General features: G+C 60.4%; 18 protein-coding genes. 5 read left to right on the top strand and 13 right to left on the bottom strand.

Features of this window, described 5'->3' with window-relative positions:
- Positions 1–21 precede the first annotated feature (21 nt).
- Entirely contained in the window at positions 22–780 is a 759-nt protein-coding gene (locus GSQ80_RS06290) for a response regulator transcription factor (protein ID WP_158786789.1), read from the bottom strand.
- A gap of 292 nt (positions 781–1,072) precedes the next feature.
- Between GSQ80_RS06290 and lexA the strand changes: the two genes are divergently transcribed.
- From lexA to GSQ80_RS06270, 4 genes are all read left to right on the top strand, one after another.
- On the top strand, positions 1,073–1,678 hold the full coding sequence (gene lexA / locus GSQ80_RS06285) for a transcriptional repressor LexA (protein ID WP_158786788.1): 606 nt from the start codon (positions 1,073–1,075) through the stop codon (positions 1,676–1,678).
- 100 nt (positions 1,679–1,778) lie between these two features.
- Positions 1,779–2,993: an efflux RND transporter periplasmic adaptor subunit gene (locus GSQ80_RS06280; protein ID WP_158786787.1), complete on the top strand. Its 1,215-nt coding sequence runs from the start codon at positions 1,779–1,781 to the stop codon at positions 2,991–2,993.
- Between the two features lie 49 nt (positions 2,994–3,042).
- Positions 3,043–3,903 (top strand): DUF4097 family beta strand repeat-containing protein, encoded by an 861-nt coding sequence (locus GSQ80_RS06275; RefSeq protein WP_158786786.1) that lies wholly within the window; start codon positions 3,043–3,045, stop codon positions 3,901–3,903.
- Positions 3,904–3,945: 42 nt separating this feature from the next.
- Positions 3,946–4,656, top strand: coding sequence for an HAD family hydrolase (locus GSQ80_RS06270; protein ID WP_158786785.1), 711 nt, complete (start codon positions 3,946–3,948; stop codon positions 4,654–4,656).
- A 193-nt stretch (positions 4,657–4,849) separates the two neighbouring features.
- Here GSQ80_RS06270 and GSQ80_RS06265 read toward each other — a convergent pair whose 3' ends face one another.
- The 10 genes from GSQ80_RS06265 to GSQ80_RS06220 all read right to left on the bottom strand — a co-directional run bounded on the left by GSQ80_RS06265 (position 4,850) and on the right by GSQ80_RS06220 (position 15,900).
- Entirely contained in the window at positions 4,850–5,362 is a 513-nt protein-coding gene (locus GSQ80_RS06265) for a DinB family protein (protein WP_158786784.1), read from the bottom strand.
- An 18-nt stretch (positions 5,363–5,380) separates the two neighbouring features.
- Positions 5,381–6,301 (bottom strand): ROK family protein, encoded by a 921-nt coding sequence (locus GSQ80_RS06260; protein WP_158786783.1) that lies wholly within the window; start codon positions 6,299–6,301, stop codon positions 5,381–5,383.
- Between the two features lie 34 nt (positions 6,302–6,335).
- Positions 6,336–7,130, bottom strand: coding sequence for a ZIP family metal transporter (locus GSQ80_RS06255; RefSeq protein ID WP_158786782.1), 795 nt, complete (start codon positions 7,128–7,130; stop codon positions 6,336–6,338).
- A gap of 56 nt (positions 7,131–7,186) precedes the next feature.
- Entirely contained in the window at positions 7,187–7,951 is a 765-nt protein-coding gene (locus GSQ80_RS06250; protein ID WP_158786781.1) for a PIG-L family deacetylase, read from the bottom strand.
- A 44-nt stretch (positions 7,952–7,995) separates the two neighbouring features.
- Positions 7,996–9,051 carry a thioredoxin domain-containing protein gene (locus GSQ80_RS06245; RefSeq protein WP_158786780.1) on the bottom strand — a complete coding sequence of 352 codons (1,056 nt, stop codon included), beginning with the start codon at positions 9,049–9,051 and terminating at the stop codon, positions 7,996–7,998.
- Between the two features lie 45 nt (positions 9,052–9,096).
- Positions 9,097–10,815 carry an NAD+ synthase gene (locus GSQ80_RS06240; RefSeq protein ID WP_158786779.1) on the bottom strand — a complete coding sequence of 573 codons (1,719 nt, stop codon included), beginning with the start codon at positions 10,813–10,815 and terminating at the stop codon, positions 9,097–9,099.
- 88 nt (positions 10,816–10,903) lie between these two features.
- Positions 10,904–12,409, bottom strand: coding sequence for a sugar transferase (locus tag GSQ80_RS06235; protein ID WP_158786778.1), 1,506 nt, complete (start codon positions 12,407–12,409; stop codon positions 10,904–10,906).
- A gap of 166 nt (positions 12,410–12,575) precedes the next feature.
- A complete protein-coding gene (locus GSQ80_RS06230; RefSeq protein ID WP_158786777.1) occupies positions 12,576–13,676 on the bottom strand; it encodes an ABC transporter ATP-binding protein in 1,101 nt (366 codons plus the stop codon).
- A gap of 81 nt (positions 13,677–13,757) precedes the next feature.
- Positions 13,758–14,420, bottom strand: coding sequence for a molybdenum cofactor guanylyltransferase (locus GSQ80_RS06225; protein ID WP_158786776.1), 663 nt, complete (start codon positions 14,418–14,420; stop codon positions 13,758–13,760).
- A gap of 67 nt (positions 14,421–14,487) precedes the next feature.
- Positions 14,488–15,900, bottom strand: a complete 1,413-nt coding sequence (locus GSQ80_RS06220) for a dipeptidase (protein WP_158786775.1) — start codon at positions 15,898–15,900, stop codon at positions 14,488–14,490.
- A gap of 269 nt (positions 15,901–16,169) precedes the next feature.
- On the opposite strand from GSQ80_RS06220, the gene GSQ80_RS06215 reads away from it, so the two are divergent.
- On the top strand, positions 16,170–17,054 hold the full coding sequence (locus tag GSQ80_RS06215; protein ID WP_254059473.1) for a hypothetical protein: 885 nt from the start codon (positions 16,170–16,172) through the stop codon (positions 17,052–17,054).
- A gap of 6 nt (positions 17,055–17,060) precedes the next feature.
- Here GSQ80_RS06215 and GSQ80_RS06210 read toward each other — a convergent pair whose 3' ends face one another.
- Positions 17,061–18,041, bottom strand: coding sequence for a medium chain dehydrogenase/reductase family protein (locus tag GSQ80_RS06210; protein WP_158786774.1), 981 nt, complete (start codon positions 18,039–18,041; stop codon positions 17,061–17,063).
- A 64-nt stretch (positions 18,042–18,105) separates the two neighbouring features.
- On the bottom strand, positions 18,106–20,238 hold the full coding sequence (locus GSQ80_RS06205; RefSeq protein WP_158786773.1) for a S9 family peptidase: 2,133 nt from the start codon (positions 20,236–20,238) through the stop codon (positions 18,106–18,108).
- Positions 20,239–20,293: the final 55 nt, after the last annotated feature.

Raw genomic sequence — 20,293 nt, 5'->3', positions numbered from 1 at the left:
CCCGTGACACCGTGCTGCCGCTTACCCATCCCGAAACTCATACCCAATTCCGCGCACGGTGTGGGTCAGCTTGCGCTCACCCGGCCCATCCACCTTGTCCCGCACATACTTCATATAGACATCCACAATATTGGTGGAGGGCTGGTGCGGCACCTTCCAGACGTCTTCAAACAACATCGCTCGACTAACCGGCCGTCCCACATGCTGCAGCATGTAATCAACGATCGAAAACTCCCGCGGCGTCAAGTCAATTCGCCGCCCATTGCGCTCCACCCGATGCTCCTCGCGATACAACCGCAAATCGCCCACCTCGGACAGATTCGGAACCACCCGCGCGTGCCGGCGCATTAGCGAATTGACCCGCGCCAGCAGCTCAGCAAAGGAGAACGGCTTGACCATAAAGTCATCCGCCCCGCTCTGAAACGCCAGAACCTTGTCCTCAACCCTGCTGCGCGCCGTCAACACCAGCATCGGCAACCGCGGCTTTTCAGGCCTCACTCGCTGGATCAGGCTCATGCCATCCAGCCGCGGAAGGTTCAGATCCAGGATCACCAGGTCATGCCGCCGTTCCTCCTGCAGCGCATCAAGCGCCGCCTCTCCGTCATGCACCACCTCAACCTCAAAACTCTCGCACTGCAACTCCTGGCTCAAGAAGTTCGCCAGCGAAGCATCCTCATCCGCAATCAGGATGCTTCCCCGCCCCCAGTTCTTTCCCGCTCCCAGGCCGCTCTCCGGTACCGTGTTCTCCCGCCGTGCAATCGCAATCGTCGACTGTTCCATATCGTTACCAACGCTCCCAAAACGCCCTACACCCTTAACCACTTCTAACCACTTCGGTGAGACCTGACTCCTGTGCGTCTCATCGTTCTCATCAAACTCTCCGCTTACCCTCGCGGTGTACCTTTACCATCCACTTCCTTGCCCCGCCGCACAACGAATACTCATGCAGATCTAATCCTTTCTGCTCCCAATGCGGGACACCTCACGCCAGTCCCATTTCGGCTCACCGTGGCAATTCTGATTCCCTCAAACTTTTGCCCCCAATTCGCCTTTTATTCGCTAAAATGAGCGCATGGCTATCACGCGTCGGCAAAAAGAGGTTCTCGACTTTCTCTCCACCTTCACCTCCCGCAACGGCTATTCCCCCTCCTACGAGGAGATCGCCGCCGGCCTCGGCCTCAGTTCGCTTGCCACCGTCCACAAGCACGTCACCAATCTCCAGACCAAGGGCCTCCTCCAGCGCGCTCACAATCGCAGCCGCTCCATCGACGTCATCCCGCAGCGCCCGCCCCGCAAGACGATGGACCGCCTTCCCCTGCTCGGCCGCATCGCCGCCGGCAAGCCCGTAGAGGCCATAGAAACTGCCGAAACCATCTCGCTGGGCGACATAATCGGAAGCCGTGAGGTCTACGCCCTCGAGGTCCAGGGCGATTCCATGCGCGACGAACACATCGTCTCCGGCGACTACGTTCTGGTCGAGCGCACCCGCACCGCCCGCGAAGGTGAGATTATCGTCGCCCTGATCGATGGCACCGACGCCACCCTCAAGCGCTTCTACAGGGAGGGCGCCCTCATCCGCCTGCAGCCCTCCAACAGCGAGATGAAGCCGATCTACGCCCCCGCCAAAAACGTCAGTATCCAGGGAAAAGTCCTGGGCATGCTCCGCAAGTACGCCTGATCTTCCCAAAATCCCCGAATTCAGCGCCTGATGGAACCGGGCCGCCCGCTGCTGCGTAATCCTTCTCCGAAGAGCAAATCCTTAAGGCTTCGGAGACCCCTTGAAATCGAAATCGAAATCGCGCAAGCGCCTTTGGATCATCCTCGCGATCGTAGTCTGCGTAGTGGCAGGCGGTGGCTTCCTCGCCGCCAAGACCCTCGGCGGAGCGCCTCCCCTTGATCCCTCCCAGCTTGGCAGCGTCGACACAGGCGATATCGCACGCTCGGTCGTCGCCACCGGCAAGGTCCAGCCAATCACCGAAGTCGAGGTGAAGTCCAAGGCCAGCGGCATCGTCACCAAGCTCGACACCGACATCAACCACACCGTTCGCAAAGGCGAAGTCCTCGCCCAGCTCGATCAGGAAGAGATCCTCGACCAGGTCGCCGCGCAAAAGGCCCAACTCGCCGCAGCCGAATCCAGCGCCCGCTCCGCCGCCGCCGCTGTCTCCTTCGATAAGGTAGCCGCCGAGGCCCCCGATCTGCCCATGTTCGAGCACTCCTACCACCGCGCCCTCGAGATGCAGCAGCAAGGCGTCCTCTCCACCCAGGCCATGGACGACGCCCACCAGAAGTACCTCTCCGCTCTCAACACCCGCGACAAGGCCGTCGCCCAGATTGCCGTCGATAACGCCAAGCTCCACCAGAGCGAGGCTCAAGTCCAGCAATCGCAGGCCTCGCTCAAACAGCTAGAGGAGCAGCTCTCCTACACCACCGTCACCTCGCCCATCGCCGGCGTCGTCCTCTCCCGCGACGTGCAGGTCGGCGACGCCGTGAGCTCCATTCTCGTCCTCGGCTCTACTGCCACCCTCGTCATGACCCTCGGCGACACCCACGAAGTCTACGTCAAAGGCAAAGTCGACGAGTCCGACATCGCCAAGGTCTATCTCGGGCAGGCCGCCCGCATCAAGGTTCAGAGCTTCCCCAACCGCAGCTTCGCCGGACGCGTCACCAAGATCGCCCCACTCGGCGTCGAGAAGGACAACGTCACCACCTTCGAAGTACAGATCTCCATCGATAATCCCGGCGGCGAGCTCAAGGCCAACATGACCGCCAACGCCGAGATCGTTCTCGAAGAGCATAAGAACGTCCTCAGCGTCCCCGAACAGGCCGTGATCTACGACAAGGATCGCAACGCCTCGGTGTGGGTGCCAGACACCCACGGCAAAGATGGTCACCGTATCGTCCCCATCAAGATCGGCATCTCCAACGGCAGCCGCATCGAAGTGCTCTCGGGCCTCAAGGCAGGGGACAAAGTAGTTCTTCAGCAAACTTCGTAATAGCTTAGTCCTCCAGCAGACTTCGCAACTCTATCCAGGAAGGTACATCATGAAACTTCATCTACTCGCTGCAGCGACTCTCTTGACGGTATCGACGGCCGCATTCGCCTCCGATAGCCAGTTCGAGCGCACCCTCAACGTCTCCGCGCAGCCCGACCTATTCGTCTCCACCGGCTCCGGCGACATCACCATCCATCCCGGCAGCGATAACCAGGTCCACATCGTCGGCCACATCCACGCCGGCTGGTCCTTGACCGGCGGCGACCAGGAAGCACGCATCCGCCGCATCGTCGAAAACCCTCCCATCACCCAGGACGGCAACACCATCCACGTAGGTGAGAGCAACGATCACGAGCTCTTCAACCACCTCAGCATCGATTACGTCGTCACCGCTCCAGTCTCGGTCGCGCTCAATCTCCACAGCGGCTCCGGCGACATCACCATTGACCACGCCGGGCGCTACCTCTCGGCATCCAGCGGCTCCGGCGACGTCCGTGCCCACGGCATCAACGGGCCCAGCGACCTCAGCACAGGCTCGGGCGACATTGAACTGCAAGCCATCGGTTCCGGCGATATCAAAGCCAAGACCGGATCTGGCGGCATCAAGATCCAAGGCCTGAACGGAGCACTCACGGCCCGCAGCGGCTCAGGCGACATCCAGGCTGACGGTCACCTCACCGGCGCAGCCATGCTCGGCTCCGGCTCCGGCGACATCAAGCTGCGTCTCACCCCCGACGCCCACTTCAACCTCGAAGCCTCCACCGGCTCCGGCGACATCCATGTCGGCTTCCCCGGCGCACCCCAACAGAATGACTCTACGCGCCATCACCTCACCGGCCCAGTCAATGGTGGCGGCGCTCCTCTCGAAGTACGCACCGGTTCAGGCGACGTCACCATCGATCACCTCTAAAACGTCGCCTTCGACTGTGAACGGGGCGGATACACTAGCACCATGGTTAGTGTTCCGCCCCGTTTGCTCGTCTTCGATCTAGACGGCACGCTCATCGACTCCTCCCTCGACCTCTGCAACTCCGTAAACGCCGCCCTCGCCCACGTCGGCAAGCCTTCCCTGCCCAATCCCCTCATCGCCAGCTACATCGGCGACGGCGCCGCGATGCTCGTCCGCCGCGCCCTCGGCGACCCCCATGACCTGGACGCCCTTCACCCCAACGAAGCCGACGATCTCTTCCGTCGCACCTTCGATTACTTCCTCACCTACTACCGCGCCCACAAGCTCGACAACACCCGCTGCTACGATGGCGTACTCGAAGCCCTCACGCAGATCCGCACGCGCAATCCGCATCTGCCCATGGCCGTCCTCACCAACAAGCCCGTGAACCCATCGCGCGACATCTGCCGCGCCCTCGGTCTGGAGCCTTTCTTCTTCCAGAACTACGGCGGCAACTCCTTTGACACCAAGAAGCCCGACCCCGAAGGCCTTCTCACTCTCATCGCCGAAGCGTCAGCGCTCCTCGCATCCCCGCTCACCCCGCAAGACACCACAATGATCGGTGACTCGGACGTCGATGCGCTCACAGCGCAACGTTGCGGCACGCACTTCCTCGGCTGCACCTTCGGCCTAGCCCCCGCCGCACTAGCCGCCGCCCAACCCGAGCAGACCGTCGACCACCCATCCGAGTGGCCCGCAGCCCTCGGCCTCTAGAAATTTGCAATCGCTCAGGGCCGAAGGTTCTCTACATCACAACCTAGGGCAGAAGGTCCTCCATCACAGCTCAGGGCCAAAGGCCCGCTCCATCACAGCCTAGGGCGCAGCCCTAGGTCGCCATGGCCTCCAGGTTCCGAGGGCTGAAAGTCCGTTCTAAATTATTCCTCGAACGTTAAACTAGGCCTCTAACCTACTTCTTCCAAGCCCCCACCAGCCGCCGCACCACAATCAACTCTCCAAGATGGTACGCATCATGATCGGCCAGCAGCAACGCCTGTCGCAGCAGGTTCTGACCATCGCCCCACGCAAACGGCGCCACCAACTCCGCATCATCCGCAGACTTCAGCAGCTTCTCAAATGCCTTCCGATCGTCGCGAATCTGGGCAATCGACTGCTCCCACGCCGCATCGTTCTTCGGCTCCGCAGACTTCGGCCAATACTCCTCGGGCCACTTCAGCTCTTTATAGCTGCCATCTGTATTGCTGCTGAAGTCAAGGATGTCTTTCTGCGTAATCCGGATATGCTCCAGAATCTGCCACCCAGAGTAAGGCAATCCCTCCGGCACGACCCCACGCAGCTTCGCCGGGAAGTCCTTCACCGCCTCATCGAACGTCGCATGAGCCTGCCCGCCATCCAGCAGCGCCTGCAACTGTTTCCGTAACGCCTGTCCGAGTTCCGCTTCCGCATTCGCATGCTTTGTCATGCACTATCAGATGCGGCTCTATTCGCCCGCGTCACTTTTTTCGAGCGGCCACAACCAAGCCGCGCCACGCACGCCGCTCGAATCCCCATGCTGGTTCTTCAGGATCGGCGTCTCCACCCCGCCACCAAATCCATAGTCGCGCAGCCGCATCGCCAGCTCGCCGTCATACAACCGATCCAGATTGGACAGCCCTCCCCCCAGCACAATCGCATCCGGATCGAGCACATTCACCACCGTCGAAAGCCCCCGCGCCATGCGGTCAACCAGCCGCTCCAGCGCCTGCTTGGCCTCTTCATCGCCAGCCTCCGCAGCCTGCACAATCTCCGCCCCACGCAAGTTGCGACTACTCGTCCGCGCGAAGTCCCACTCCAGCCCAGTCCCCGAAATCCACGTCTCCAAACATCCATGGTGCCCGCAGTAACACAGCGGCCCCGGCAACTCGGTGGCACTCGCCCAGGGCAAAGGCGTGTGCCCCCACTCCCCCGCCAGACCGTTCGGCCCATTGTGTACGTGCCCCGAGAACGTCACGCCGCCTCCACATCCCGTCCCGAAGATCACGCCAAACACCACCTCATAATCCTTCGCCGCGCCGTCGGTCGCCTCGCTGATCGCAAAGCAATTCGCATCATTCGCGCAGCGCACCTCTCGGCCCAGCGCTTCCGACAGATCCTTCTGCAACGGCTTCCCGTTCAGCCACGTCGAATTCGCATTCTTCACCAGCCCCGTTGCCGGAACAATCGTTCCCGGAATCCCGACACCCACTGTCCCCGTCAGCCCAGTCACGGTCTCCAACTCATGGACCAACCCCACGATCGCGGCAATCGTCCCCTCATAATCCCCCTTGGGCGTCGCCGTGCGAATCCGCTGCAACTCCGCACCCTTCGCATCCAGGGCAATGCCCTCAATCTTCGTTCCACCAACATCCACACCAATCCGCATCGTTTTCCTTCACTCCTGATCCTGCGTTCCGCCCTCACGCTCCCGGCAGATGCGTTAAGCCTAACGCGAGAGCGATCCCCACCGCCAAGCCGACAATCTGCCCCAGCACCGCTCTCGGCCGGCGCTCATGTTGCAACTCCGGCAGTAGATCAACAAGTGAAATATACAGAAAACTTCCCGCACTCACCGGTAACAACCACGCCACCTTATGCGACCCATCGTTACCCATCGCTGCCACCAGCGCCCATCCCAGCAAACTCGACGCGCCAGCACCGACCGCCAGCACCGCCGCCCGTCCGCGCGCAATCCCCATATGAATTAGCAGCGCAAAATCCCCCAGCCGATGCGGCACCTCGTGCAACCCCACCGCCAGCGCCGTCACCCAACCCACGCGCGCATCAATTGCAAACGCGGCCGCGATACCGGTGCCATCCACCAGGCTATGCATAAAACTTCCCAGCAACAGCGTCGCCGGTCTCGACGCATGATGGTGATGGTGATGCCCCCGCTCATGTGCCTCTTCCGCGTCCGTCGCCGGCTCGGCACTCACCCCGGAGAACACATGAAACAAGCGCTCAAAGCTGTACAAGCCAAGCATCGTCAGCACCAGCACAATCCACACTGAGCCGCGATTCCCCAGTGCCTCGACCGCCTCCGGCAGCAGGTGAACCACCCCCGTTGCCAGCAGAACCCCCACCGCCACGCTGATCACATACGGCAGCGCACGCCGCAGCCACGCCTCCGAGCGATGCAGCGACACCACCGAAATCGCAGCAAACACCTGCACCCCGATCACTGCAATCAGCGACGCTATCGTCCGTGTGTGCACAAACTCTCCCCCACCATCCTACCGTCTAACTTTCCGCACCCACTGTGACGGCCGTCCTACAATCCCTGCGAACGCCACGCGGCGTTCGTCCAGATCCGCTCTGCGCCGCCAAACCTTCGGCAAAACTCTGCAATGTCCGTCGTCGCCGCCTCATCAATCTGCGAGTCGTAACACCACGCAACGCGCCTCTTCTTCGCCACCGCGTCCTCTACATCAGTAAGTCCCGCGCCGCCCGCGAGCGCTGGCTCAAGCTTGCTCTGCACCGCCAACGCAAGTTGGACCACAACTGCATCGATCGCCTCCTCACCCGTCACGGCGCCAGCCTCTGGAAGCTCCTCGTAAAACGCCACCGGAGTCGCCGCTGTGGCCAGCGCACTCAACGCCACATTCCGCGCCGTCACATGATCGACATGCCCACCAAGCCCCAGCGGAAGCACCCATGCTCCCGCTTTACTCATCTCCAGCGCTCGCTTAATCTTCGCGACCACCTTCTCCGAAGCATCCGCCACCCGCCCAAACACCTCGTTCGCTCCGATATGCAACCGCAGCGGAGCATCCTTCAGATTCAGATCTGTAATCGTGAACTTGGCAACCCCAACCTGCTTCCGCCAAGCCTCATCCTCGCGCTTCCGCACCGCCGTCACAAACGACACGCGATCGTTCCGATGCAGCAACCCCACATCCGAGTAAGGCGCAAATTCGCTGCGCGTAAAGCAGCTCACCACTTCGACGGCGTGGCCCTCTCGGAGCCACGCCCCAATCGACAGTCCCAGCGCGAAGGCCGCATCTCCGCGATGCGGAGAAACCACGGTAATCTTCACTGTCCGGTCTCCTCGCAACCTCTACTACCCGCGTCCTGTTTCACTTACTTAAGATTGGTCAGTGTCGGTTGAATCTTCACACTGATCCCATCCAGCTGAGCTTGGTACGCCACAATGCGCTTCAGCGTGTCGTACGGCACGTCCACCGGCGGCAGCGCGCGTCCGTTCACCACCAGGATCGGTGCCAGATCTGCGCCGGCCTTTGCCGCCAGCGCAATCGAGGCCTCCACAACCGCCTTTGTCTCCGGCGTCGCAGAGCAAGTCGCAACGCTCTTCGCATCCGCGCCCGCAGCCACAACCGCAGCATCCAGCGCCGGCTGCAGTGTCTCCGGCGTCAGCCCCTTCTGCCTGTTGTAAATCTCCTGGCCATACGCGAAGAACGCGGCGTCTCCCTTTGCCTTGCGAACACACACTCCCTCCGCTGCCGCATGAAACGCATACGGGCTGGCATCAGCCGGAAGGTACTCCACCACCAACCGTGCTTGCGGAATGTCCTTCACCAGGTTGTTCGCAACATCCTGAGCGTCCTTCGACCGCGCATTCAAAAAGTCAGCGAACAATACCATCAACAGGTCCTTACTCGCAGCCCCCTCAGCAGGTCCATCCACACCCTGCTGCAGCAGCGCGCGCCGCTCCGCAAAAGGCGTTGGCCCAAAGTCGACCACCCCGCCCGCAATCGCGTGCTTACCATCCGGCGTGACAAAAAAATCGTTTCGCGACACCTTATCTGGATGCGACTTGTCGGTCGCAAACACAATAACTCTCGTCACACCGGGAGCTTGTGTTTTCAAAATCGCCGCCACGCTCCAAATGCGATTGTCGTCAAAACCCCACGCCTGCTTCAGAAAGGCATTCACCTCTGCTGTCGTCGGTGAGCTAGCCGTGAAATTCTTCAAATTCACTGGCGGGAACGGATTCGCCGGCGCCGCTGCATTCCCTGCAGGAGCCTGCGGTGCCGCTACCTGCGCCGCGTCCGCCGTTGCCGGAGACATCACCGGCGCTGCAGGCGCCTGCGCCAACGCTCCCATACCCGCCATTACCAGCATCATGCTTGCGATCGTCTTCATGCTGCGAACCTCATTCACCATCAACTTCTTCACTATGCGATATCTCCTCGAGTCAAATCCAGCCTCGCGGCCGTCACACTAAACTTCGCGTCTCGCCGCTATCGGAAATCTTCTTCCCATACCAAACGACTTGCGTGAAACCTTCAACACTGGCGCTGCCTGCTGCCGCTTATACTCGCTCAACTCCACCAGCCGAATCACCTTCCGCACCAGCTCAAGCTCCACACCCTGCGACCGCACAATCTCCTCCGCAGAGCGGTAGTCCTCAATGTACGCCCGCACAATCGGGTCAAGCACATCATACGGTGGCAGCGAGTCCGTATCCTTCTGCCCCGGCCGCAACTCAGCCGACGGCGACTTCGTCAGCGTATCTTCCGGAATCACTTCGCGCTCGCGATTCACCCACCGGCTCAGTTCATATACCTCGGTCTTATACACATCGCCAATCACCGCCAGCGCCCCCACCATATCTCCATACAGTGTGCAGTACCCGCAAGCCATCTCGCTCTTATTGCCAGTCGTCAGCACCAGCGCGCCAGTCTTATTCGACAGCGCCATCAACAAACTCCCACGAATCCTAGGCTGCAGATTCTCTTCCGCCAACCCAAATTCAGTCCCCTTGAAAAATGGCTCCAGCGACGTCGAAAACTCTTCATAGATCGCGCGAATCGGCACAGTCGAAAACGCGATCCCCAAATTCTGCGCCAGCTTCTCCGCATCGGTCACCGACCCGGTCGAAGAAAACTCGCTCGGCATCCCAATGCCCCGCACATTCTCCGCGCCCAACGCCTCAACAGCAATCGCCGCAACCAGCGCCGAGTCAATCCCTCCGCTCAACCCCACAATCGCCTTCCTAAATCCGCACTTGCTCAAATAATCCCGCGTCCCCAGCACCAGCGCCTGCCACGTCTTCTCCACGCGATCCTCACCGCCAGCATCGCTCTCGTTTCCGAGCGTCTCAGCCGCGCTCGACTCTACTCCCGAGCCAACGCCCTGCTCCTCCGTTTCGAAGACCAGCAAGTCTTCGACAAAGCTATTCGCCTGCGCAAACACCTCGCCATCAGGCCTCACCGCGAACGACCCGCCATCGAAGATCAAGCTATCGTTCGCTCCCACCTGGTTCACCATCACCACCGTCGCGCGATGCCGCTTCGCCAGCGCGCCAATCATCCGCTGCCGCACCTCCAGCTTTCCATGCCAGAACGGCGACGCGGAAATATTCAGAATCAGCCGATGCCCGCTCAGCGGCTGCGGCAGCACCGCCCACTGCCGCATCAATTCCTCAATCGGATCCACCGGATACATCTGCCGAGGCCAGAACATCTTGTCGTTCCACGCATCCTCGCAGATCGTGATGGCGACGGCCTTCCAATTCACCACCGACAGCGCCTGATTCTTCGCCGGCTCAAAATACCGCTGCTCATCGAACACGTCATAGAACGGCAACAGCATCTTCTGCTGCACGAACTTGATCTCGCCGTCTTCCATCAGCGCCGCAACATTGCGCACGCGTTTCCCTGACGAACTCTCGCACCGCATTGGCGAACCGCACAGCACCGCCGGCCGACCCTCGCCGCGCGTCAGCTCCGCCACCGCTGCCAGCGTCTCCTCGGCGCGCTTCACAAAGCTTTCCTTTTCCAGCAAATCGGCTGGCGGATACCCACACGTCGCCAGCTCCGGAAACATCACCAGCGCAGCACCCTCAGCCGCCGCCCGTTCGACAAACTCCGCGATCTTCCGCAGGTTCCCCGAGAAGTCTCCAACCGTTGGATTGATTTGCGCCAGCGCGATCCGCACCCTTACAGTCTATCGCGAAGCCCAGTTCCCCCACCCAGAGAGTCCACGCCCTCTCTATCCTCTACACCCTATCCCCTACACCCTGCTCTTAAGATCCAGTACCCGCCAGCACCACACCGATCGTCCGTGCCAGGATGCGAAGATCCAACAGCAAATTCCAGTTCTCGACGTACGCCGTGTCCAGAGAAATATAGCTATCAAACGACGGATCCTGCCGCGCCTCTACCTGCCACAGCCCGGTAATCCCCGGCAACACATCCAGCCTGCGCAGATGCGCCAGGTCGTACTTCTCTACCTCGGACGCCAGCGGCGGCCGCGGTCCCACCAAGCTCATGTCACCTATCAACACATTGATGAACTGCGGCAGCTCATCTAGCGAATACTTCCGCAGCCGCGCGCCCACTTTTGTGATTCTGGGATCATTACTCATTTTGAACAGAATCCCGTCGCGCTCATTCTTGTGCGCAAGGTCTTCCTTCATCCTGTCCGCATCAGCCACCATCGTCCTGAACTTGAGGCAGGTAAACGTTCTGCCCTTACGCCCAATGCGTGCCGCCCGATAGAACACCGCTCCTGGCGAATCCATTCGGATCAGCAACGCAATTACCAACATCACCGGCGAAAGCACCAGCAGCGCCAGCGACGACAGCATCACGTCCAGCACACGCTTGATCAGGAACGCGCCACGCGGGAACTCCCGCTGATGCAGCGGAATCGTCGGGAATTGCCCTATGAACTCAACCGGCGCATTCCACGCCAGTCCGTCATATAGGTCGGGCACCACCCGTACTTCAATCCCGTTAACCCGCGCCTCTTCCACCACCGAAATCACCATCTGCTTGTCTGCCGGCGTCGAGAAATAGATCTCATCCACAAAAAGTGACCGCGCCAGTGCCACGCAGTTATGAATGTTCCCAATAATCTGCGAGTTCGCCCCGTCCTCGTCATCTTCTTCCAGCGATACAAATCCCATGAAGCGGAAGCCCATATGCGGCAGCGCCTGGAGATGATTCCGCAGCGCATGCGCCACCCGGCCATGCCCCACGATCAGCACGTTCCGCGTCTCGCGCCCCTGCAGATATCGGCGCTGCATCATCTTGCGTTCAATGGCTCGCCGCGCCATCAGGAAGGTGGCCGTGATCACGATCGTCAGCGCCACCACCAGGCGCGAAACCGCGTACTGTTTCATCACATACAGCGTCCCGCAGAGCATCAGCCCCGACGTCAGGGTCGTCTGAACCGTGAGGCGTTGCTCATTCAATCCGCTGCGCACATCCTGTGACCGATAGAGACCGAAGAGCCGCGCGAAGATCACCAGGTACACACCGAAAACCAGCAGGTAGGCAATCGATACCAGCGGTGCCGTCGCCTCCAGGTGCCGAAGCACCGTATGGCTGGTCGGCTTCACCACCGGATCCAGGCGGATCCTAAACGCGATAAACCCGGCGATCAGCGCGCTCACAAAATCCAGCATCGCCCAGACCATGATCGTAAACGACGGCCTGGAAAACAGCCGAACCCGTTCCTGCATGCGCGCTTGATGGCGTCGCTGGCTCGAAATAGTCGCTTGCTTCAGATAATCGAGGGTCGCCATAGTCCTGATTTTTCGGTCCCGGGGCCGCTTGTTATGCCATAAGCTTCATGGCGGAGTTGGTGTGTACTCGAAAGCTTAACTCTTTGTAGACACGCTCTTTATCGTCAGTTATGGGTTCTCTATTAGTGTAAAGGATCACCGCTTGTTGAAATGGGTACTTAAGACGCTATACCGGCAACACCAACTCATCCAACGAGAAAAATTCGTGCAGAATCGGGTCGTCGCTAGCCTTCATTTCTTCAGTCGTTCCGAAAAAACGCACCTTGCCTTCGTGCAGAAACACCAATCGATCTGCCAGCTTCTCTGCAAAACGCATGTCATGCGTGACGACAATGCTTGTAAGATGCATTTGCATTTTGAGACGTTGGATCAGATTTCCAAGTAGGTGCGCCATCAGCGGATCCACCATCGTTGTGGGCTCGTCGTACAGCACCGCCGACGGCTGCGACGCCAACGCCCGCGCAATTGCCACCGACCGCTTCATTCCCGTCGACAACTCCGACGGTAGCTGATTCTCCATCCCCGCCACCCCCACCATCTCCAGTAAACCCTTCACCACCTGCAGGATCTGATCCTCCTCCATGTCCCCCCGTTCCCGGAGCGGGAATGCCACATTTTCACCGACGGTAATCGAATCGAATAGTGCCCCGTTCTGAAACACCATCGTCACCTTGCGCCGAATATCTTGCATCTCCGGCTCCGTATACCCCGCAATGTTCTGCCCCGCCACCAGCACGGTCCCACTGTCCGGCTTCAGAAAACCCATCAAAATCTGCAGCGATACCGACTTCCCCACACCGCTTCGACCCAGAATGCACAACGTTTCCCCAGGCTTTACGTAAAAACTGACGTCTTTCAGCACCACCAGGTCACCAAACGACTTATTCACACTCTCAAACGCGATATACGGCGCCACGTCCTCCGCCCCAATCGCAGCTTCGTCCGTCCCATCCGCCGCCCGCATCGCGGACTCCTCGGCCGCCGACACCGGCTCGTCCGCAATCGCCGCGTTCCCTTCCTTGTTCGCCGCCGCCGCCTCTTCGATAAACTCCTGCACCGTCGGCGCCACGTCCTCCGACACGTCCTCAATCAACGGCTTTTCACTGTGCTCCCCCGCTGCAGTCGTCCCAGCTCCCCCCTCAGCCGCAGAGTCAGGAATAGCCTTCGGCTCGGTCCGAAACCCAGGGATCGACGAACGCTTGGGCTCGGTATCAGCGGGCGCAGGTGGCTCAGTCGGCGAGTCAGGAGGATTAACAGGTTCACTCATAGCTGTACCTCCTATGATGCACGCTTTCCCTCAAACCAGCCGCCCCAAAAACCAGCCAAGCCGCACCTCCAAGGATGCCCCCTACCTGCCACCCTCCCCACCCGCTCGCGCCCAGGCCTCAGCCTCCGCCAGATCTTCCGGCGTATTCACATTCGCAAACCACCGCTCCAGCGTCTCCCGATCCGGAGCACCGTCCCCGACGCGACCATACAATTCGTACTCGTCATACATCCACAAAGCGCAACCGTCGGACTCTGCCGAACGATTCAGCAGCACCTCCAGCCGCCTCTCCCCGCCATCCAGCGACTTTGCAAAAGACGTCAGCCTTTCCCGGTGCAACAAGCAGAACGCCGGCTGCTTCCCTCCTATGCCGAGAAAGCTCACCGTCATCCCAACACGCATCGCCTCCTCAGCCCACCGCCGGAGCAATTCCCCCGGAACTAGTGGAACATCGACCGGCATGAACAATGCCCACGCCTGCCTCGAAGCCCGCAACCCAGCCTCAATCCCCGCCGCCGGCCCCACACCCACCCGCGTCTCCCGCATCACCGGCGCGTACTCCGCCAAATCCTCCCGATTTCCCGCGATCCACACCTCCGCACAGAATCCCCGCAGCTTTTCCACAGCTATTTCCACCATCGGACGCCCCCAGAACTGCAGCAACGCCTTATCTTCCCCCATCCGCGAACTTTTTCCACCGGCCAGCACAAACCCGTGCACTGGCAGCTTCGCATCTTGCGCCATACCCGGAATACCTCACAGCTCCCATCGCGGAACTTTAACTCCGCGAACTTTGCGCCAAAGCTTCGACCTAAGCTCCCGCCCCCACCTTATCCAGGAATCGCACAATCGATTCAATGCCGCGATGAAAGTTCGCCAGATGAAACTTCTCATTCGGCGCATGCAGATTATCGTCCGGCAGCCCAAACCCCATCATCACCGTCGGAATCCCCAACTCGCGCACGAAATCCCCCACAATCGGGATCGATCCGCCACCCCGTACGAACACCGTCTCCTTCCCAAAAACCTCAGCCATCGCCTCCGTCGCCGCGTGCACATACGCGTTATCCGTGCTCACCACGATCGGCTCGCCCGAGTGAATCAGCGTCACCTTCACCTGGATCCCCTTAGGGCAAATCTCCTCCACAAATTTCTTATACTTCGCAAACGTCGCCTCCGGCTTCATCCCCGGAACCAGCCGGAAGCTGATCTTCGCCGTAGCCTTCGCCGGAATCACCGTCTTCGCTCCGACCCCAACAAACCCACCCGGCATCCCATGCACGTCCATCGTCGGCCGCGACCACGTCCGTTCCAGCACGCTGAACATCGCCTCGCCCGTCAGCTCGCTCGACCCCACCTCATGCTTCCGATACTCCTCCTCATCAAACGGCAGCGATCGCCATGCCTCAAGCTCGGCCTTGGTAGGCTCCTCAATCCCGTCATAGAATCCCGGAATCGCAATCCGCCCATCCTCCTTCTTCAACTGCGCAATCATCTGCGCCAGCGCCACAAACGGATTCGGCGCCGCCCCGCCATACATCCCAGAGTGCAGATCGGTCGCCGCGCCCCGCGCCTCAAGCTCGGTATAAATCATTCCGCGCAACCCCACGCACAACGTCGGCAGCTCCGGCGCAAACATCTCCGTATCCGACACCAGCGCCGCGTCAGCCTTCAACTGGTCGCCATGCTCGCGCACAAACGCGGCAATCCCCTCGCCGCCAACTTCTTCTTCTCCCTCCACAATCACCCGCACATTCACCGGCAGCTTCCCATCGGCCTTCATCGCCGACTCCAGCGCCTTCACATGCATCCACATCTGTCCCTTGTCATCCACCGCCCCCCGCGCATAGATATTCCCATCCCTCTCCGTAGGCTCAAACGGAGGCGACTTCCACTCATCCAGCGGCTCAGCCGGCTGAACATCATAGTGCCCATAGAGCAACACCGTAGGCTTCGCCTTTCCATCGGCTGAGGGCTCTGCCTTCAACCAATCCGCATACACCAGCGGATGTCCACCCTCATGCGCAGCCGAAGTCGTCTCAATCAACCGCACATTCTCCATCCCCGCAGCGCGCAGCCCATCCGCGACAAACTCTGCCGCCTTCCGCACATCGCCCACATGCTCCGGTGCCGTCGACACCGACGGAATCCGCAACAGGTCCTTCAGCTCCTCAACAAACCGTGCTCCCTGCTCCCGCGCATACCCAACCGCTGCTTCGCTCATCAATCGTCCTCTTCCTCACCCATCGCGCTTGAAACTCTGCCTCTTGTTCGACGCAATGCAGGCTCCCTCAGCATAAACTTCGCCCGGCATTGCATCCACCCCGCCCCGCATGGCATCCATACACTAAGCAATAGATGACAAAGCTTTCATCGAGAGGACCTTGTTGCCCTCTCGCGCGTCTACTGATCACAGTCTCTCGTCAATCCATAGGCCGCTCCAAAACAGGAAGGCTGCACCCATCAAACGTACGGAATTGTCCAAGGGGAAGAATGCACCAGCTTTTTTCGAAGCCTCTTTCATCGAAGCACAGCGCTTCGCTCTCGCTTGCCATTTTCTTCCTCGGCACGACACTGCACGCGCAGCAAACCACCATCGCAGCCACTCCCGCGACGCCCGCTCCCATCCAGACGGCCTTCCTATCCCCTGCCCTGGACCTGAGCATCCCTCAGTACATCTCCAGCAGCGCAGACTCCGATCAACCCGCGCCCCCAGCCGACATCGACGCGCCGCAAGCCCAGTCTCAATCCACCGAGCCCGCTCCCAAGCAGACCTCCCGCATCCTCGGTATCCTCCCCAACTTCCGTGCCGTCAGTGCCGACGTCAAGCTGCCACCCCAGACCGTTAAGCAGAAGTTCACCACAGCCTTCGAAGATTCCTTCGACTACTCCTCCATCTTCATCCCGCTCGCTATCGCCGGTTACGACGTAGCAACGAACCCGTATCCCGAGCTCGGCCACGGCGGCTCTGCCTTCGGTCAATATCTCTGGCGCGCAGCCGTGGATCAAACCGTCGAGAACTTCATGGTCGAAGCCATCGTTCCATCCATCACCCACCAGGACAACCGCTACTACACCCTAGGCCACGGCGGCTTCTGGAAGCGTACCGGCTACGCTCTCACCCGTGCCGTCATTACCCGTAACGACGCCGGCAAGGAAACCTTCAACACCAGCGAAGTGATCGGCTCCGGCGCCGCCGCCGGAATCTCCACCACCTATTACCCCGCCCGCGAGCGCTCCGTCGGCAACTTCGGCAGCGAATGGGCTCTCGACATCGGCATCGATGCCGCCTCCTTCGTCGTCAAGGAGTTCTGGCCCGACGTCAATCACGCCCTCTTTCACGGCGCCAAGCCCTCGCACACCGCCACAGCCCAGTAACTCTCGCTACGGCCGCGCCACCTCGATCACAATCGACCCCATCCCCGCGCTCGCGGCATACGCCGTGTGCGCCTCCTTGATCTCGTCCAGCCCGAACCGCGCCTTCACCGGCACCGCAATCTTTCCTTCTTTCAGCCAGTCAAACAGCGTCGCCAGGTCCGCCGAGAAATACTTCGAGCCACGCATCACACCGAAGAACGTCGCCCGCTTCCCCGTCCAAACCGCCAAATTCCGCGCAAACAATTTCAGGATCATCGGCACCGGATTCCGCTCAGGCCCACCAGTCCACGCCGGCAGATTCTGCCCGTATCCCACCAGCACTCCACCCTTCTTCAATATCGAGTACGACTCGTCGAAGCTCTCATATCCCAGCGCATCGAACACCGCATCAACCCCACCCAACTGCTTCATCTCCCCAATCCAATTCTTATTCGAGTAATCCAGCGGCACCGCCCCCAGCGCCCTCAACTCCTCATGCTTCTTTGCCGATGCGGTTCCGTACACCTCCGCCCCCATCACCTTTCCCAGCCGCAGCAGTGCGCCTCCCACACCGCCACTCAACCCGTGCACAAAAATCCTCTGCCCCGCCTTCACCTTCGCCGAGCGAAAAAAAAAAACCACCGCCTCGCCCCCATCCACACCATCCGGAACCCGCACTAAATACTTCTCAGGCAGATTAATCCGCTCCGCCTGCCCCTCATACTTCGACAGGCACGCCACCCAATCGCCCACCGCAAACTTCGAGCACCCCTGCCCGTTCGCCACCACCGTCCCCACCACGCTATAGCCCGGCGTCAGCGGCGGCTTCTTCTGCAGCGGATACGTCCCTCGCCGCATGTTAACATCCGAGCCCGACACGATCGTGTACTCCACCGCCAGCTGCACCTCCCCAGCCGCCGGCGCCGGCAACTCTGCTTCGACGACAGCCAGCACGCTCTCGTCCCCATACGCCGTAATAACAACCTTCTTGATCTTCGCCAAAGCCACACCTCGAGAAACGTCTCCTCGTTTGAGACGCGCCCCAATCCATTCGGCTCAATCTTTTCGGCCCCTACTTCGCCCCCGCAAACGACTTATTGAAGAACGCCACCACCCGCTGCCGTGCATCGAACCCATGCCAAGGCTCATTGCTAGGCGACCCATAGATCGCTCCGCCCAGCGGCCCATGATCCACCCGCGGATACGTAATCAACTCGACCGGCACGCCCATCTGCCGCAGCGCGTGATACATCTCCAGCGACTGCCCCAGCGGATCCGTCGTGTCATCCTGCCCCTGCAGCAGCATGAACGGCGTCTTCGCCTGCGCCACCCCACTCACCGGACTCTGCCGCCACGCATCTGCCTGATGCATCCACGGCTTCCCGAAGTACCACTGGTCATACAAGCTTCCCTTCTCCGTCCCATACTCGCTGTTCTGATCAATCACCGGAGCCGCACTCACAATCGCCTTGAACCGCGTAGTCTTCGTCTCGACAAACGCAGCCATCTCGCCACCATAGCTGTATCCGATCAGCGCCATCTTGTCCGCATCCACCGGCTCAGTCTTCAGCACATAATCCACGCCCGCCATAATGTCGCGATAGTCCGCACCACCCAGATCATTCTTGTTCGCCGCCGCAAACTCTGCGCCCCGCCCAGTGCTTCCCCGAGGATTCGTTCGCAGCACCGCCCACCCCTGCGCCAACAAGTAATCCGTGAAAATCGAATAGCTGTCGACATACGCGCCCAGCGGCCCGCCATGCACCTCCACGATCAGCGGCACTTTCTTCGTCGCAGCCTCAGGCGGCAGATACAGCAGCCCCTCAATGGTCAGCTTCTCGTTCTTCCACTCCACGCGCTTCGGCGCCGCACTCTTCACATCCTTCGGCGCAAGCTCAGGAGTAGCCAACACCTTCGGCGTCTCTCCCAACGCCGCGCTATACAACAGCACCGGCGCCTTGCCTCCACTGCTCCCAAGAAACACCCACCCACTCTGCGCCTCATTAGTCACCGCGGACGATACCGCAGCCACAGGCAGCGCAACCGCCGAGCTCTTCCCATCCGCCGCATACCGCATCAACCTCGCTTCAACACCCTCCTCGGTATCCTGCAACACCCCACCGTCCAACAATGCAATCGGTTCTTGGTGCCCGACCGTCCCCATAAATCCATCCGTAAGATTCACCGTCGTCTTGCTCGCCAAATCGTACGTGTACATATCCTCATATCCCGGAGGCGCATCCTTCTTCGCCTGCGCAAGATAGACAATCTTCCCGCCATCATGCGACCAAACAGCCGGCCCCACGGTAGCCGGAATCCCCTCCACCTTCTCCGCATGCGATGGATCACTAGCCTTAACAATCCACGCGCTACCCGCCGGCCCCAGCTCCCCGACGCCGTTCGGGCCCTCGGCAATCGCCACCAATTTACTAGAATCCGCACTCCACGACGCCCCCCGCACATCCATCGGCGCGCCCGTCACCGTCAGCTTCTCCGTCGCCACATCCAGCAGATACATCCGCGACCCATGCAGCCCGTGGTCGACCCACTCCGCATCGGCCTTAGCGTCCTTCGCCTTCTTCTCTCCCGGAGTCTCCGGGTCCGCCGCAAAGATCGCAATCGTCTTCCCATCAGGCGACACGCGATAACTAGCGACATCAATCGCCACCGGCTCAACCTTTTCGTCGTCCTTCTTCGCGTCATCCTTCTTCGCCGGCGCAGTCACCGGAGGCAGCGCCCCCTCGCGCTTCGATTCATCCACCTGCGGCGTCACCTTCAGATCAAAAACCTTCGCCTCGCCACCACCCATCGGCAGCCGATAAAGCTGCGTATGCTCTCCCCGATGAGCCAGAAATAGCACCGACAAACCATCCGGCATCCACTGTGCCCGCTGCTCCCCGCGCTTGTCGCCCGCCGGAGAATACGTCAACTGCCGCGCCGCACCACCACCCACCTCCACCAGCCAGATATGCCCCTTCGCGCCATCGGCAGTAGCATCCGCAATCCGCACCAGCACCTGCTTCCCATCCGGAGAAAGCTGCGGATCGCTCATCCCTTTGTAGTGACGCAGCTGCTCGTTAGTAGGAAACGCAGGCGCCTTGTCGTTAGTGGCAGGCGAAGGCGCGTTCGCCTGGCCATAACCAGTCGAAGCAAACGAAAGGGCAAGCACCACCAGGGCGCAGGTCCGGCAACCAAATGTCAACATGGCGATAGCCTAACTCAAAACTTCGGTCGTCTAATCCATAATTCGACAGTCCAAC

Source organism: Granulicella sp. L46 (genome assembly GCF_009765785.1).
Lineage (GTDB): Bacteria > Acidobacteriota > Terriglobia > Terriglobales > Acidobacteriaceae > Granulicella.
This window is presented reverse-complemented; position numbering and strand designations above follow the sequence as displayed.

Bases quoted from the DNA above. Each gene is read 5' to 3' on its own strand.
- GSQ80_RS06290 (WP_158786789.1), bottom strand. From the start codon at position 780: ATGGAACAGTCGACGATTGCGATTGCACGGCGGGAGAACACGGTACCG.
- lexA (WP_158786788.1), top strand. From the start codon at position 1,073: ATGGCTATCACGCGTCGGCAAAAAGAGGTTCTCGACTTTCTCTCCACC.
- GSQ80_RS06275 (WP_158786786.1), top strand. From the start codon at position 3,043: ATGAAACTTCATCTACTCGCTGCAGCGACTCTCTTGACGGTATCGACG.
- GSQ80_RS06270 (WP_158786785.1), top strand. From the start codon at position 3,946: ATGGTTAGTGTTCCGCCCCGTTTGCTCGTCTTCGATCTAGACGGCACG.
- GSQ80_RS06265 (WP_158786784.1), bottom strand. From the start codon at position 5,362: ATGACAAAGCATGCGAATGCGGAAGCGGAACTCGGACAGGCGTTACGG.
- GSQ80_RS06260 (WP_158786783.1), bottom strand. From the start codon at position 6,301: ATGCGGATTGGTGTGGATGTTGGTGGAACGAAGATTGAGGGCATTGCC.
- GSQ80_RS06235 (WP_158786778.1), bottom strand. From the start codon at position 12,409: ATGGCGACCCTCGATTATCTGAAGCAAGCGACTATTTCGAGCCAGCGA.
- GSQ80_RS06230 (WP_158786777.1), bottom strand. From the start codon at position 13,676: ATGAGTGAACCTGTTAATCCTCCTGACTCGCCGACTGAGCCACCTGCG.
- GSQ80_RS06225 (WP_158786776.1), bottom strand. From the start codon at position 14,420: ATGGCGCAAGATGCGAAGCTGCCAGTGCACGGGTTTGTGCTGGCCGGT.
- GSQ80_RS06220 (WP_158786775.1), bottom strand. From the start codon at position 15,900: ATGAGCGAAGCAGCGGTTGGGTATGCGCGGGAGCAGGGAGCACGGTTT.
- GSQ80_RS06215 (WP_254059473.1), top strand. From the start codon at position 16,170: ATGCACCAGCTTTTTTCGAAGCCTCTTTCATCGAAGCACAGCGCTTCG.
- GSQ80_RS06205 (WP_158786773.1), bottom strand. From the start codon at position 20,238: ATGTTGACATTTGGTTGCCGGACCTGCGCCCTGGTGGTGCTTGCCCTT.